This window comes from Metallibacterium sp., from assembly GCF_054637675.1.
In genome coordinates this window covers 134,246-148,285 of record NZ_JBTSRB010000003.1, presented here as the reverse complement: position 1 = coordinate 148,285, position 14,040 = coordinate 134,246, and the positions used below count along the sequence as shown (strand labels likewise).

General features: G+C 62.1%; 13 protein-coding genes and 2 pseudogenes. 10 read left to right on the top strand and 5 right to left on the bottom strand.

All coding sequences use genetic code 11. The annotated features are described in order from the left end of the window. Window positions 1–228 precede the first annotated feature (228 nt). Window positions 229–639 (top strand): DoxX family protein, encoded by a 411-nt coding sequence (locus tag ACYDAT_RS02170; RefSeq protein ID WP_461448341.1) that lies wholly within the window; start codon window positions 229–231, stop codon window positions 637–639. A gap of 298 nt (window positions 640–937) precedes the next feature. On the opposite strand, the gene ACYDAT_RS02165 is transcribed toward ACYDAT_RS02170, so the two are convergent. Next, window positions 938–1,591, bottom strand: a complete 654-nt coding sequence (locus ACYDAT_RS02165; protein ID WP_461448340.1) for a TetR/AcrR family transcriptional regulator — start codon at window positions 1,589–1,591, stop codon at window positions 938–940. 548 nt (window positions 1,592–2,139) lie between these two features. Between ACYDAT_RS02165 and ACYDAT_RS02160 the strand changes: the two genes are divergently transcribed. Together ACYDAT_RS02160 and ACYDAT_RS02155 are read left to right on the top strand one after the other, a co-directional pair. Then, window positions 2,140–4,458 carry a TonB-dependent receptor gene (locus ACYDAT_RS02160; RefSeq protein WP_461448339.1) on the top strand — a complete coding sequence of 773 codons (2,319 nt, stop codon included), beginning with the start codon at window positions 2,140–2,142 and terminating at the stop codon, window positions 4,456–4,458. Window positions 4,459–4,472: 14 nt separating this feature from the next. Continuing rightward, window positions 4,473–6,014 carry a carboxylesterase/lipase family protein gene (locus ACYDAT_RS02155; RefSeq protein WP_461448338.1) on the top strand — a complete coding sequence of 514 codons (1,542 nt, stop codon included), beginning with the start codon at window positions 4,473–4,475 and terminating at the stop codon, window positions 6,012–6,014. 171 nt (window positions 6,015–6,185) lie between these two features. Here ACYDAT_RS02155 and ACYDAT_RS02150 read toward each other — a convergent pair. After that, window positions 6,186–6,404 (bottom strand): annotated as a pseudogene (locus ACYDAT_RS02150) (hypothetical protein); the annotation flags it as partial. Window positions 6,405–6,702: 298 nt separating this feature from the next. On the opposite strand from ACYDAT_RS02150, the gene ACYDAT_RS02145 reads away from it, so the two are divergent. The 5 genes and pseudogenes from ACYDAT_RS02145 to ACYDAT_RS02125 all read left to right on the top strand — a co-directional run. After that, entirely contained in the window at window positions 6,703–6,975 is a 273-nt protein-coding gene (locus ACYDAT_RS02145) for a hypothetical protein (protein ID WP_461441822.1), read from the top strand. Window positions 6,976–7,204: 229 nt separating this feature from the next. Beyond that, on the top strand, window positions 7,205–7,525 hold the full coding sequence (locus ACYDAT_RS02140) for a hypothetical protein (RefSeq protein WP_461448337.1): 321 nt from the start codon (window positions 7,205–7,207) through the stop codon (window positions 7,523–7,525). Then, complete coding sequence (locus ACYDAT_RS02135; protein ID WP_461438353.1) at window positions 7,525–7,713, top strand: hypothetical protein; 189 nt, start codon at window positions 7,525–7,527, stop codon at window positions 7,711–7,713. Before ACYDAT_RS02140 ends, ACYDAT_RS02135 begins: the two co-directional genes overlap by 1 nt. Before the next feature lie 193 nt (window positions 7,714–7,906). Next, the gene (locus tag ACYDAT_RS02130; protein WP_461448336.1) at window positions 7,907–8,077 is read left to right on the top strand and encodes a hypothetical protein; all 171 of its coding nucleotides are present in this window, start codon (window positions 7,907–7,909) and stop codon (window positions 8,075–8,077) included. A 726-nt stretch (window positions 8,078–8,803) separates the two neighbouring features. Next, window positions 8,804–9,292: pseudogene (locus ACYDAT_RS02125) on the top strand (transposase); the annotation flags it as partial. Window positions 9,293–9,430: 138 nt separating this feature from the next. Here the strand turns inward: ACYDAT_RS02125 and ACYDAT_RS02120 are convergent. The 3 genes from ACYDAT_RS02120 to ACYDAT_RS02110 are packed head-to-tail and all read right to left on the bottom strand — an operon-like array spanning window position 9,431 to window position 10,338. Beyond that, a complete protein-coding gene (locus tag ACYDAT_RS02120) occupies window positions 9,431–9,571 on the bottom strand; it encodes a hypothetical protein (protein WP_461448335.1) in 141 nt (46 codons plus the stop codon). Between the two features lies 1 nt (window position 9,572). Next, on the bottom strand, window positions 9,573–10,160 hold the full coding sequence (locus ACYDAT_RS02115; RefSeq protein WP_461448334.1) for a hypothetical protein: 588 nt from the start codon (window positions 10,158–10,160) through the stop codon (window positions 9,573–9,575). Further along, entirely contained in the window at window positions 10,084–10,338 is a 255-nt protein-coding gene (locus tag ACYDAT_RS02110) for a hypothetical protein (RefSeq protein ID WP_461448345.1), read from the bottom strand. Before ACYDAT_RS02110 ends, ACYDAT_RS02115 begins: the two co-directional genes overlap by 77 nt. Before the next feature lie 498 nt (window positions 10,339–10,836). On the opposite strand from ACYDAT_RS02110, the gene ACYDAT_RS02105 reads away from it, so the two are divergent. Continuing rightward, on the top strand, window positions 10,837–12,459 hold the full coding sequence (locus ACYDAT_RS02105) for a glycine zipper domain-containing protein (protein ID WP_461448333.1): 1,623 nt from the start codon (window positions 10,837–10,839) through the stop codon (window positions 12,457–12,459). A gap of 74 nt (window positions 12,460–12,533) precedes the next feature. Further along, window positions 12,534–14,036 carry a hypothetical protein gene (locus tag ACYDAT_RS02100; protein ID WP_461448332.1) on the top strand — a complete coding sequence of 501 codons (1,503 nt, stop codon included), beginning with the start codon at window positions 12,534–12,536 and terminating at the stop codon, window positions 14,034–14,036. Window positions 14,037–14,040: the final 4 nt, after the last annotated feature.

The following is a 14,040-nucleotide window of genomic DNA, read 5'->3' as shown; positions in this document are numbered from 1 at the left end:
CGAGGTGATCGATGCCGGCACGCTCAGGAACGCGCGATATCTCGAACCGCTGGCGGGCCTCAACATCTACCTTGGCTATGGTGCCGGCCTTGGCACCGGTATCGCACCGACCTGGGTGCGCAAGGACTGAAGGCGCGAGTTTCAACGCGACCGGCTCGGGCGCCGGCTCCGGCGCCACGATCCCGCCGCATGACGCTGTCCCATTGATCGACCATCCGTGAGGTTTTTATGATCAAGACATCCACCGCGCCCTATGCCGCGTTGCTGCTACGCGTCAGTCTGGCCGTCCTGTTTCTGGCGCACGTGGCGCTGAAGATCTTCGTCTTCACCGTCCCGGGATTTGTCGCTTACTTCGCCTCGCTCGGCCTGCCGGCCATCGCCGCCTACGCGATCATCGCGCTCGAGTTCTTCGGCGGTGTGGCCCTCATCCTCGGTGTGTATGCACCTTGGGTGGCGCTGCCGCTGGCGCTCGAGATGCTGGGCACCATCGTCATGGTGCATGGGGCGAATGGCTGGCTGTTCACCAACAAGGGTGGCGGCTGGGAATACCCGGCGCTCTGGGCCGTGAGTCTCGTCGTGCTCTTTCTGCTCGGTGATGGTGCTCTCGCACTGAAGCCGGTTGGGCGCACGATCAGGTAGGAGACCGGGTATAGGCGCGCGTGGACCTTCAGAGCCACCGCGCCACCCAAGTGCACCGCTGCGGACACATGGGCGGACTCGATGGCAACCGACGAGTGTTGGGGGCTAGTCAATTCGGCAACCAGCATCGCAAGGCGGTTACGCTCTTCGCCGGCAGCACACAGGGCCGCTTCGCGCCCGGCGTCTGCAGTTGCTGCGGTTGGTACCCAACGGCCACTGCCCATAGTGGCTAAGCCAGCACTTCGCCACGCCCGAACACTACGCATAGGAGTCTTGGGCACTAACCGGATGGCATGGTTTAGCAAGCCTCACCGCTGCGGCGCTCGCTCACTGCCAGGATCCGTAGCGCGTATTCGGCGTAGACCTCAGCAACTTCGCGTGCTTCAAGGTGATAGTCCGGCGCATACCAGTAGGCCACCCGCAAGCCCATGCCGCCAATGGCAGCCACCGCCAGCCAGGCATTCGGCACGTTGAAGACGCCCTTGTCCAGACCACGCTGGATGATATCGGCCAGCAACTGCTCGGACTGTTGGCGCAGCATGAACGTCGTCGCGCCAAGCTCGGCCGACAAGACGTGCAGTTCGGCGTTGGCCACGACCGCGAGCATGGGAAACGCGGTGTGCATGCCGACGTGCGCGCGGACGTAGGCGACGATCTGGTCGCGCGGATCGGCACCGCTGTTGAGCACGGCGGCGCGCACGCTGCGGTGCTGCTCCTCGTGCCCGATGCGGCATAGCTCGGCCAGGATGTGCTCCTTGGACGGATAGTGCGCGTAGATCGTCGCGGGCTTGACGCCCGATGCTGCGGCAACTTCCCGCACCGACGCGCCGGCATAGCCACACTCGGCGAAGAGCTTCAGGGCCGCCTCCAGAATTTGGCCGGGCGATCCCGGTGGCTTGTGCTCTGGAAGCAGATTCGCAGCGGTCGCTGCCAAACGTCGATTGATGGACATGGGGTCATGATGAACGAACGGTCGTTCAAATGTTAGCATCTTGACATCGCTTGGTGGCGGTGCTATTTCAGCGTCCGAACGATCGTTCGTTCGTCTTTACGTCGAAGGCGAGGACCAAGGGGTCGAGTGATGATGCAGCACTCTCACACACCGGGCCGAACGGTCACGGCGCATGGGCCGGGGTTTCCGCGCAGGCTGGAACAACGAACGGTCGCAGCGCACGGCATCGGATGTTGCACGATGCGGAGCGTACGCCTCGTCGCGTCAGAAGGCACAGCACATGGCGTTGCCGCGCGCCCACAGAGACTCGAACGCACGCTGGGGCAAAGGCTGCGACTCCGAATCGCCAGTTCTCGCGCGCAGCCTCAAGTGGGCTGCCAGCCCGGCAGAAACCTGTCACGAGGAAGGCCATCGCATCTGAGATCGAGAAGTCGGTGATCGGCGCTCGAAGAAGCCCAACCCGACGCCGGTCACGAACCGATTGACTCAATACACAACAACCACAGGCGCCGACACAAGGCGCATCGACATGAGAGAGGAATCCCGCCATGCGCACAACCCCGAAGCAGCTCGCGCTGAGTCTGCTTGCAACGTCCATCACGCTCGCCTTCGCGATCAATGCGCAAGCGGCGCCAACCCCAGCGAATGCGATCGGGCCTCAGTCCGCATCGACAACGAACGCACCCATGCCGGGCAGCTCCGTGGATCCCGGGAACAACCACCCACTCAAGGCACAAGCCACGCTGCCCACGATTGTCGTCACCGCGACGCGCCGACGCGAGTCGTTGCAAAACGTTCCCGGCGGGGTGACGGCTTTGACGGGGTCATTTCTTGACCAAATCCACGCCCACAGCTTCGAGCAGTTCGCCCCCTTTGTTCCTGGATTGAGCTATGAATCGCTGGGTCCGACCAGCGATTTGATCGCGATCCGCGGTGTCACCACCGGCGGAAGCCAGTTGAGCAGCGGTATCGGCATGTATCTGGACGAGGTGCCGATTGGAGCCAGTACGCCTTTCGGACTGGGCTTTCAGACACTACCGATCAACACCTTCGACTTGAACCGCGTCGAGGTGTTGAACGGCCCGCAGGGCACGCTGTATGGCGCCAATGCGCTGGGCGGTGCGATCAAATACGTGGCGAATGCGCCCAACCTCAACGATTTCGGCGCGCTGGGCGATTTTGGCGTATCGAGTACCGCCCATGCCGGTACCAACGACAACGCCGCTGCGATGATCAATATCCCGCTGGTGCCGGGCAAGATCGCCATCCGCGTCGATGGCATCCAGGCGTTTGATTCCAGCTTCGGCAACAACATCCTTCTGAATACCAAGGACCAGGGATCCGCGCGGACGATCGCCGGTCGCATCCAGGTGCTGGCGCAAATCAATCCGGATCTCAGCGTCAACCTCACCGCGTTCTCGCAGAACATCCACGGCAACGGGCTCAACGTGGACTTCCGCAACATCGCCACGGGACAACCCGTGTTCGGTACCTATCAGCAGGAGTACAGCCTGAATCAGCCAGCGGATTCCTCGCTGCGCATGTACTCGGCGGTGGTCGACTGGAATCTGCACTGGGCCAAGCTGACCTCAATCACGGCTTACCAGATCGACCATGGGCAGTACCTCGATGATCTGAGCGACGTCTACAACCCGCTGCTCGCGCCCTTTTTCGGCGTCCAGTCATACGGGTTGTTCGCGCGCACCAACACCCGGAAGTACACGCAGGAGATTCGCCTGGCGTCGTATCGGAACAAGGCGTTTCAGTGGCTGATCGGTGGTTTCTACGCTCACGAATCGACCCACGAGCTGGTCAATCTGCAGGATGGCTCCAACGCCAACGGCACGTTGTTCGGGTATTCGCCCTTCTATGGCGTCCTGCCCAGCACCTATCAGGAGGTTTCCGTCTTTGCAGATGGCACGCATTACTTCACGAACAACTTCGACATCACCCTGGGGGTTCGGTATAGCAAGAACCGTCAGCATTATCAGCAGTTCGCGAATGGACTGCTGGTGGTCCCGACGAATCCGGCCCTCGTCACGCAGGAGAACGCGACATCCAACCAGAGCGTTGCGACGTACTTGATCAACCCGCGCTACCACGTGTCGAAAAACGTGATGATCTATGGAAAGATCGCCAGCGGCTACCGCCCGGGTGGTCCCAACTTCGTTCTTGCCCTGGGACACGGCGCGCCAACTTTCCAGCCCGACAAACTCTGGAACTACGAACTGGGCGAGAAGGCGACGTTCCTCGACGACCGGATCATGCTGAATGCCGATGTCTACGACATCAACTGGTCGAAGATTCAGTTGACCGTCAACAATGGTGGTGTCAACCAGATTGAAAACGGCGGCAGCGCGCGCATCAAGGGCGCCGAGATCAGTGCAGCCTACAAGATGACACCCGATCTGACCCTGACAGGTTCGGGATCGTATACGGATGCCAAACTCACTTCAGCCGTCCCGGCGCTGGGAATTTACCAGTCTGGCGCACGGTTGCCGTTGTCCCCCAAGTACAACTTCGCGCTCGCGGCAAACTACAACTTCAACATCACCAACCGGTACAACGGTGAATTCACGGCGACCGACAGCTACATCGGCAATCGGACGGCGGGCTATGCCGGCAGTCTAGTCAGCCCGGTCTACCGGTTGCCCGGCTACAACACGCTCAACTTCGATCTGGCTGTGTTCGCCCCGCATGGAATCGAGGTGGATGCCTATGTCAACAACGTGTTCGACAACGTGGGGCAGGTGTCAGCGGCAACGACGGCCAATGAGTACGACCCCACGGCGCCGGTTCCGGTCACCCTATCCATGCCTAGGACGATCGGCGTCGACCTGAAGATCGCGCTAGGCAATCCGTACTGATCAGAGGCCCTGCCATGTCTGTAACTGCCGGCCTTGGCGGCTTGTTCCGCCAGGCCACGACCACATCCGGAGAAATTCTAGGCTTGGTCAACGAGGGCGTAATCCAGTTCAAGGGCGTGCCCTATGGCGCGCCGACTGGAGGCAAGCGGCGCTATCGGGTGCCAGAGCGCCCAGCCCCCTGGCGGCGGGTGCGCGAATGCTTCGGCTACGGGCCGATCTGCCCACAAGTTCCGACCAGCATCGCCAACCAATACGGGCGATTGATCCAGTTCGACATGGTCGCCGCGGAAGGCGGGATGAGCGAGGACTGCCTGAACCTTAATATCTGGACGTGCGGCCTGCGTGACGGACGCAAGCGGCCGGTGATCGTATCGATCCACGGTGGTGCGTTCTCGATCGCCTCGGGTAACGCGCGCATTTACGATGGTGCGCGACTGGCGCAGTCGGGCGATGTCGTCGTGGTGACACTGTCACACCGCCTCGCGAGTTTCGGATATTTGAACCTCCTGGACCTGGACAGTGCGTCCGAATTTCCTGTCGCAGCGAATCCAGGTCTTGCCGATCTCGTGCTGGGGCTGCAGTGGGTCCGCGAAAACATCGAGCACTTCGGCGGTGATCCCGAGCGCGTGATGATCTGGGGCCAATCTGGCGGTGGCTGGAAGGTGAGCTCGCTGCTGGCGCTGCCAGCAGCGAAGGGGCTGTTCTCAAGAGCTGTCATTCAGAGCGGTTCACTGCTCCGATTCCAGGAGCGGGAATCGGCGGCGGCTATAGCAGCAGCATTTCTCGCGGCGCTGGGTTTGACCCAGCGAAATCTCTCGAAGCTCAGAACCCTCCCTTGGCCCGTTCTCCTGGAGGCACAGACCAAGGTCGGAGCCCAGGCCTTCATGCCATTCCTGGATGGCACGTATATCCTGAAGCACGCCTTCGATCCTATTGCACCCGTTCAAAGTGCGGACGTGCCCCTCATCGTCTCGACAACCCGCGATGACGCGGGGCTATTCTTCAACAATTTCGCACTGGATGCAGTGGGTTTGATGGATCTCCTGAGGCAGCAGTTTGGCGACCGCGCGGCGGAGATCCAGCAGCTCTATCGCGAGCATGCGTCAGCGCAGACACCCTTTCTGCTCCATGCACGCATCATCACCGATGCCGGCTTCAGGCGCTTCGCGTACATGCAGGCAGAGCGCAAGGCCCAGCAGGGCGTTGCACCGGTCTATCTCTATCAATGGAATTGGCCATCGCCTGCCTATGACGGCGTGTTTGGAGCCGTACACGCCATCGATGTTGCAGCGGGTTTCGGCAATGCGCGTGACGCCATCTTGGGCGGTGGTTGTGAGCCGGGGCGATCGCTCAGTCGCACGTTGTCGCGCGTGTGGATAGCCTTCGCTTCCGATGGCAAGCCGGGGCTTGTTCAAGATGTTGCATGGGAACCGTACACACCCGCGAATCGCGCATGTCTCCTGCTCGACGTTCCGATCACGTTGGTCAACGATCCAGACCATGAAATTCGAGCGTTCTGGGAACGGCAGCCACCTCCGGTCAGTGTCCTGGGCTAAGGCTTGTGCATTCAGGTATACAGGTGTGCTGGCGCGAGGGCCGCCCGGGCGGCATGCTGCGTCCCGACGTTCGATTCTGCTATATGCATCCCGAAGGTCTTGCCTTTTGACGACGTTCGCACGCATCCGCTGAAAACTCCGCCGAGGCATAGATGGGAAGGGGACTCCTGATTACCCAGCTAAGCCATCCATGGTTAGCAGCCGGTACGGCAGCGGCGGGGTGTGGGTGGCAGCATCGATGAGGCGCGGGATCAGGTCTTGCAGCTTGAAGCGGCGGTTGAAGCGGTCCCTCGGGGACTTCCGTGGGTCGTAGCAGAACTCGGAGAGATAGCGTTGCAGGTACTTGGGCTTCAGCGCGTGGTAGGTGCCGTGCAGTCGGGGTTTGATGTCCCTAAAGATGCATCCGCCACGCTCGCTCACGCATCAACACTGCTGCCGATGCCCACCCACCGGAGCATACTCATTCCATCCGTCGACGATACGCGAGTTGCGATAGCCGAGCGCTTCTGCAGCCTGCGGCAAAATCCGATTTGTCGCAGGAGCTGGGCGAGAGGCCGGCGGCTTTCCATCTGGCGCGGTCGCGCGCGTTCAGCTGCGGGAAGGGTGTTGCGGATCAGTGTTTATGCGCCGCGTCGCCGGTGACCATCCGGCCCGGGTAGCGGCCTAACTTCACGACGAGGTGAGTTCCATGCGCAAGATCGCGATCACAACCCTGTTAGCGGGTGGGCTTTTGCTGTCGGCGGGCGTATTCGCCCCGGGCACGGCGCAGTCCGCGCCGGCCAAGCCAGCACCTACCCATGCAACAAAGCACGAGAAAAAGACAAACCACAAGGCGACGGTCTATCACCCCAGCGCGGGCCACCGCAAGGCGGCCTTTGATGCCTACATGCACCCCAAGAAGAAGCCCCAGCATCACGCAATGAAGAAAGCCGCGCCGGCAAAGGCCAGGAGCGGCGGCTGATCACGGCCCACCGCAGCCGCAGTCATCGCGCCGCCCCGGCCGGGCTTCCAGCCGGGGCGGAAGGAAGCCGGCGCCTCCGACCGCTGCCAAGAGCGGCCACACTGGCGTCCAGCGCAATGGAACGGTAGATGCACTTAAGCCGTTCCACTGCGCTTCAAACCCCAAGCCCCCTTGTGGTCATGCCTCTATGTACATACTATGTACATAAAACACCGCCGGGAGTCCTGCTATGAACGCCGCCGTTGAACGCATCGTGGTCCAGACCACCCCCCAGGAAAAACAGGCCATCATCGACAAAGCCCGGCAGCTCAATATGTCGGTGTCAGAGTTGATGCGTAGCGGCGCGAACGAATACACGCCGGCCGACGCGGATCTGGTCGCCTTGGCCACGGCCGCTCAAGCATCGGCTGAGCGTTCGATGGCGGTGATTGACGACGCGCTGGCCAGCATTGCGGCCAGCAATGCGCGCATCAAAGCGATGGAAGCGAAGGCGAAGGCCGAACGCGAACCAACAAGAGCAACCGGGTCACGCAGCAGGCGCACGCCGTAATGGGCGCGACACAGACGATCTGGAACGCCCTGACAACCATCATTCAGATGGAAGGCCGGGTGAACCTGCAGGCACAGGCAAGCCGCGACCAGCAAGAAAAGATCGAGGATCTGACGGCGCGTGTCATTCGCCTGGAGGCGCAGATGGAGATGTTGTTGATCGGGGCGGGGGCCAAGAGGTTGCGGTGATGCTGTAAGTGGCATTGGCTGGGGGGTTCCCGCGCACCCACCGCTGGAAGCGCCACGCGCCGAGCTGGGACGCTTGCGGCAGACCCTCAAAGCAGCGCGCCGTCGAGATCGAGGCCGCCGCAGAACGGCAGCGCGCCGAGCTGGGCGCCGTGCACCAGCAGGCTGCGGATCTTGCTCAACGGCCGCGGACGCCATGCTGGCGGAGCAGCTCGCGCGAGCAGCTGCACAGCAGGCGCTGGAGCATGATCTGCGTAGCGCGCTGGCCGCCGCGAACGCCCAAATCGAGGGCCTGTGCCTGGATGCCCAGCAGATCGAAGCACGATGGACCGCCGCGGTCGCCGAACAGAAGGCCGCGCCGGACTGATCGCCACTGTTCCATTCAAGGTTGCGGAGGCTTCCGTCCCGCCTCGCCAACATTTCACGCACACGTTTCGTAGGGCCAGTGACAGGGAAGCTGTAATTTGCGGCCAAATTTCACCTAAGTCATTGTTCCTATAAATGTTCTGGACAATGCGGTAAAATTGTCAGAAGCTGGCGGTTCGGCAGCCACCTCTCAGGCTCTGAGTCAGCCATGGAGATCGTGCGCAGGCTGGGCAACTGGAGAAAGTCGGTCATGCCGGTTCCACAGTGAAGCCCTGCTTACGAGCTGGCACGACGGCGCACGCAGCAACAGTGGAATCCGATTTACAGAAGTGCATGACAGACGCTCGAGCACGCCCGTTCCAACACTAAAATCCGGATACCCGCCGGCACGGCGCTCAGCCTGCACACCGGCGCCGGTATCGTGGTCGATTCGGTACTACCCGCGCGGGAGCTCGAGGAAACTCGCGCCAAGGCACGCGGATTGCTGCGCGCACTGGCCCAGGCATGAACCCGCGCATGTTGATCGATGGCGTCGAGCATACGCAGGTTGCCGCCTGTGATCGCGGTCTGTTGTATGGCGATGGCTTGTTCGAGACGCTGCGCGTGCGTGCCGGGCTTTGCCCGCTATGGTCGCTGCACCTTCAGCGGCTGCTGGCTGGCTGCGAGCGCTTGGGACTGCCATTGCCAGAAGCCGGTGTCTTGGAGTGCGAGCGCGATGCTGGCCGACTTGCCGCGTGCCCGCGACGTCGGCAGCAAGACCAACAGCAAGGGCTTCAAGTCCAGCTGGATCGGCTACAAACTGCACCTGGATGTGGCCGATGGCCAGATTCCCGTCAGCGCCGTGGTCACCGGCGCCAGCGTCCACGATTCGCAAGTCGCCATCCCGTTGGCCACGCTGACCGCCGCGCGCGTGACCAGCCTCTACGATCTGATGGATGCGGCGTATTGCAGCCCGCTCATCCGCCAGCACAGCCGCGATCTGCACCACATCCCGTTGATCGATCACAACCCGCGTGGCGGGCAGAAGATCGACTTCGCCCCGCATGCGGCCGAACGCTTCAAGACCCGCACCCAGGTCGAGCGGGTCAATGCCCGCCTCAAGGACGAATTCGGCGCGCGCTGGGTGCGCGTGCGCGTTCCGGCCCAGGTCACCGCGCACCTGATGCTGGCCGTGCTGGCGCTGACGGCCGATCAACTGCTGCGCCTGGTCACCTAGCCGCTGGCTGTGCTCGCGCGACGGCGCAACGGGCCAGCGGCTCGGGCCTGCGCGTGTCCGCGGTACGCCATTTTGCGCAAGAAACCGCCGCAAAACGCGGATCCGGGCACTACACCCGGCCCACCGGCGCACGCCGCTTCATCCGGCGGCGTTCACCGCACGGCTTCGCGGGAATTTCGCAACTTGCTCTAGACGTTTGCCATAACCGGCAGTGAAAAGCGGTGCGACGAAAGCGCGCCGCTTTTCACTGTCCGAGTTGATGGCGTTGTTGGGCGTCATGTCAATGCGAGCTACTCTTATTGTGCCAAAAGAACCAGAGTTTGCTTGGTAACGTTGATCTTGATGTTGATTTTCTGGGGAGGAAGCCAGAGAACGTACCGCCAAGCCAAGCGCGGGAGGCGGCGACATGAGTTTTCAGAGTGAGAGTGATCCGCCGCTGCATGTCTAGTACCGAAAGATAATCATCATCTGGTGGCAGGCAGGACACGACATGGTACGTATACCAGTGGTATATGCCTTGCAGCGAGACGTTGTAGTTCTCGGGATCGTTGGCATAGGGAAAAACTGGGAAAATCATCTCCTGCCCGGGGGCCAGATAGTCATTCACGCCGAAGAGCGGTGAGGGTCTGCCGTCAATTTCGACCTGCACAATTCTCTTGTCGCCTGGTGACTCGTTTGCCACGGTGACTTGGCTAGGCCCGCCTTGACTGGTGCATCCTGAAGAGGGTGGAACTTGCGTCGCCTCCACCTGCTCCCGATTCTGGGTTTGCCACGCTTCGAGTGAGGCGAGCTCATAGGTGTGCAGGCCATTGGCGCGCGCCAGACGCAACCAATGCAGTGCGCGCGGCCAGTTCTTGGGGGCCGCCACGTCCGTAGTACTCGTCCCGTCCCAAGGACCATTCCGCGTATCTATAACCCTGTGTGGCGGCTGCCCGGAACCATTGGTTGGCCTTGCTGTAACTCCGGGGTACGCCGCGCCCATAGTAGTAGTGAGCGCCGATGTTGAACTCCGCCCGCGCATCACCGGTCGATGCCTGGATGCGCATCGCGTCCAGGGCGGGGTTGGTCGAGGTAGAGACCGCCGGCTTGCTGGGGGGAATAGCCAGATTGCCTCGTATTGCTGCGCAGTTTTCGGCTCCTTGGCCAGCGTGGCGGGAAAGGCTTGAGCGTGAAGCGCGGGTGCCAAACAGCAGGTAGCCGTGATCAGTACGATCCGTACGCAAGCCCAGCGACAAAGCATCGGTCACCCCCCCGTTGAGTGCGGGATTCGCGCCAACGGCCATCATCAATCCTGGCCCGATCCGGTGCACCCCCTCGTTTGGGGGGATTGCATGCAGTAGCACGGGTTGCTCACGATGCCATGGGACAGTCGCAGCTTTCACGCACGATCCGCGTTGCGCAGCAGCTCGATGGGAAACGCTTGACCGCGCGAGTGCGACGTCCAAAACAGGGGGCGAGAGATGCCGGTGCATCGCGCAGCGTTCAAAAATTGCAGGCATGTCCGTGCATGGCGACTCGTCATCGGCATGGGTGTTGCGTTGTCGATGGCATTGACGGGCTGCGCCACCAACTCGCCGCTGCAGGAGCCTGCATTTATCGCCTCGCTCCAGCACAAGGTCACCGACCTGTTCGACAACCCCAATCCGTGTTCGAACAACGCCCGCAACATCGGCATTGCCACGGGTGCCGTGGTGGGCGCCGTCGTAGGTCACCAGGTGCAGAAAAACGAGAAGGGCACGCTGCTCGGCGCCGCCGTGGGCGCCACGGTCGGCGGGCTGATCGGCCACAGCATGGACGAGCGCCGCTGCAAGCTGTACGAGATCGCACAGCACGATCATCTCAAGCTGGCCAGTGCCACGATCACTCCCGAAAAACTCGGGGTCAGCGGCAAGCATACGGTCGGACTCGACGTGCAGATCCAGGATCAAGGGGTGATTTTCGAGAAACACTCGGAGCGACTTATGCCCGGCGCGAGGGGCTATCTCGATCAGATTGCCGCGCAGTACACGCCCCATGCCCTGATCGAATCGCTCGGCCCCCATCCGCCGCGGCAGGCCGTCATCGCCGCCGAGCACCGCAAGGTCTTGATCGTGGCGCACGCCGCGCAGACCGCCGATCCGTTGTGGGCTGAGCGGTTGTCCGAAGCGCGTGCACGAGAGGTCGCGCAGATCTTCGACGCCAACGGCGTACCGGGCTACGACATCTACTTCCAGGGCGCCGGCGATGCCTTGCCAGTGGCCAACAATGCGACGGCGCATGGACGCGACGAGAACCGGCGCGTACAGATTGTGGATGTGCCCTCGGACACCGACCTGACGCGTTATCTGCGCTTGCGCACGGTCGATCCGGCTGATTTCACCGGCGTCACCTATGCGTCGGCCCGCGAGTCCGCCGCACAAACCGCCAGCAGCGCATCGCCAGCATCAACGCCATCGGCGGAGCCGCCACCCGTCAATCCCCATGCCTCGCTCTTTCAGCGTATGGAGGAGCATGCCAGGCGCATGGCTTGGAAGATGGATCATTCCTCGTCGCACCCTGTGGCGACCGTAGCGACGCCCGCGCCTGCGCCTAAGCCCACCGCCGCGTTGGCAGCAACCTTGCCGCCGGGTGCCTATGACTTTGGAGGAGAGCCCCTGCAGGGAGTGGGGCAACCGATTGAACTGGGTGCGCTGCATAGCCATTCGATGTTCAGTTTTGTTCGCGAGGCGCAGGCGCGCGGATCGGCAGTCATCGGACCCTGCACGACCGATCACCCGCACATCGCCGGACCCGTGCGCAATCTGTCCTCGGGGCGGATTCTGCCGGTGCGCGATGACGTTCCCGGCTTCTACGGCGCGCCATGGATTAGCGAGCCCAACGGCAATCTGGTCGCGATCCTGGATGCCTATGTGCCGAAGTCCGCGGGACTGCCGGTGCCGGATCCGCGCATCGACATTTACCGCGACTACACGCACTTCCACGAGCGCCAACCGACCTATTCGCGGCTGGCGCCGGTCAACGTCTATCGCGGCTCGCGCGGCACGCTGTATCGCGTGTTCGTCGGCGGACCCATGCAGTGCATGGACTTGTTCGTCCCGGCGCGCACCGGCAGCGGGCCTGCGCAGATCTACTACCCGCTGATCGGCAAGAGCTATATCGCCACATCAACCTTCAAGATCCGCCAGTAAGACGGCCAGGGCTCCACGCAACCGCAGCGACCCTGATCGCAGCCCAGTGCCCTTACTTGCCATGAGGTGTCACGATGAAAGCGCAATTCTTCGATTTCCTGTACGCCTTTCCCATTCCGCTGTTCGGTCAGATCGGCAAGCTCAAGCAGCTGAAGACCGACACGCGTGGCATCCACGAAAACACTTGGCGCAATGACGCGGCCGGCATGCCCGACCCGGAGCTGCGCCTGTGCAACGACTACTACGCGGCCTTTGGCGAGAACATATCCTCGAAGCCAGTGTTCGAGAACGCCTACGACTATCTGGTGCACTCGTACCAGACCGATACCCGGCCGATGGCGCTGTGGCAGCACGCGCTGCTGATCGCGCTGACCTTGGCCGAGGCGGCGGGCACCGGCTTTCTGCTGGCGCCCTGGGTCTCGCAGGAGATGTCCGCCGCACAGATTGGCTATGTCGGCTGGATCATCGCCTTCGCGTTCGCCTTCGGTATGCTGATCCTGACGCATTTCGCCGGACACTCCTACAAGAAGGCGGCGTTGTTCAAGAGCGTGGTCGGCGCAACCGATCCCGGTGTGCTGAACCACGTTCGCCCGATTTCGGTGTCCATGGACCAGGATGTTGATGCGGCTGAGAAACCGGAAGTCCGCTTTGTCGCACGCGTGTCGAAAGGCCCCAAGGACCGTGGCTCGCTTTGGCCAACGGTCGCCACTGTGTTGGTGCTGGGCGCGGCGCTGGCATTTATCTTTTACATCCGCTGGGAGGGCATCAAGGAATCGGCCACGCACCACGTGGTCAAGATGGAGCAGAACGGGGTGACCTCCTCCAGCAGCAACCCCTTCGCCAGCATGAACTCAAGCAGTTCTTCGTCGTTGCCGCCCGCCATCCAGCAGGCACAGCAGCAAGCACGCAATCGGGTGGCCAAGGAACTGGGTCGCGAACAGGAGGGCCAGGGCTTTGGCGCGGCCGCACTGCTGTCTTTCATTTACATCATGACCCAGAGCGCCGGATTCCTGTTCTCGTACCAGCATGCCTTCTTGGGTGATGGCGAGAAAGCCCACGAGCTGACGCGCGGTGAATCGCACTATGAAACTTATGTGCGCGCGATCGCTTCTCCCTACCTCAATCGCGCCGAGTCCCGGTTGGCCGAACTGCGCCAGTATCTGGTCGAGCGCATTCCGGACTACGCCAAAAACCCATCCCGCGCCTCGTTCATGGATTTCTACAAACAGCGGCAGACCGAAAAACTGCGCCAGGAAGACATGGCCGGGTTGATTCAACAGCCTTCATCCAGACCATCGTTGTCCACAGCAACGCCCACGACACCGCTTCCCGCAACTGCGAGCGTGCACGACTCGACGCCCGCCGGCCGCGAGATCGGCGCGACCGACGAGGAGTTGCGGACGATGGCGCAAGAAATCTACAGCCTTACCGACGCCTCCGCGCGCAAGGCACGGTTCCAGGAGCGTTCGGCCCGCCTCGGCAGTGCCGAGCAGATGAAGCTGCTCGATTACTTCAACCAGATCAAGGACGACCACGCCAGGGTCCAGGCGCTGGCAGATGACCTGTTCAAAGACTAGGAGC

Coding starts and splice junctions, on each gene's coding strand:
- ACYDAT_RS02170 (WP_461448341.1), top strand. CDS start 229: ATGATCAAGACATCCACCGCGCCCTATGCCGCGTTGCTGCTACGCGTC.
- ACYDAT_RS02165 (WP_461448340.1), bottom strand. CDS start 1,591: ATGTCCATCAATCGACGTTTGGCAGCGACCGCTGCGAATCTGCTTCCA.
- ACYDAT_RS02160 (WP_461448339.1), top strand. CDS start 2,140: ATGCGCACAACCCCGAAGCAGCTCGCGCTGAGTCTGCTTGCAACGTCC.
- ACYDAT_RS02155 (WP_461448338.1), top strand. CDS start 4,473: ATGTCTGTAACTGCCGGCCTTGGCGGCTTGTTCCGCCAGGCCACGACC.
- ACYDAT_RS02145 (WP_461441822.1), top strand. CDS start 6,703: ATGCGCAAGATCGCGATCACAACCCTGTTAGCGGGTGGGCTTTTGCTG.
- ACYDAT_RS02140 (WP_461448337.1), top strand. CDS start 7,205: ATGAACGCCGCCGTTGAACGCATCGTGGTCCAGACCACCCCCCAGGAA.
- ACYDAT_RS02135 (WP_461438353.1), top strand. CDS start 7,525: ATGGGCGCGACACAGACGATCTGGAACGCCCTGACAACCATCATTCAG.
- ACYDAT_RS02130 (WP_461448336.1), top strand. CDS start 7,907: ATGCTGGCGGAGCAGCTCGCGCGAGCAGCTGCACAGCAGGCGCTGGAG.
- ACYDAT_RS02120 (WP_461448335.1), bottom strand. CDS start 9,571: ATGACGCCCAACAACGCCATCAACTCGGACAGTGAAAAGCGGCGCGCT.
- ACYDAT_RS02110 (WP_461448345.1), bottom strand. CDS start 10,338: ATGCGCATCCAGGCATCGACCGGTGATGCGCGGGCGGAGTTCAACATC.
- ACYDAT_RS02105 (WP_461448333.1), top strand. CDS start 10,837: ATGGCATTGACGGGCTGCGCCACCAACTCGCCGCTGCAGGAGCCTGCA.
- ACYDAT_RS02100 (WP_461448332.1), top strand. CDS start 12,534: ATGAAAGCGCAATTCTTCGATTTCCTGTACGCCTTTCCCATTCCGCTG.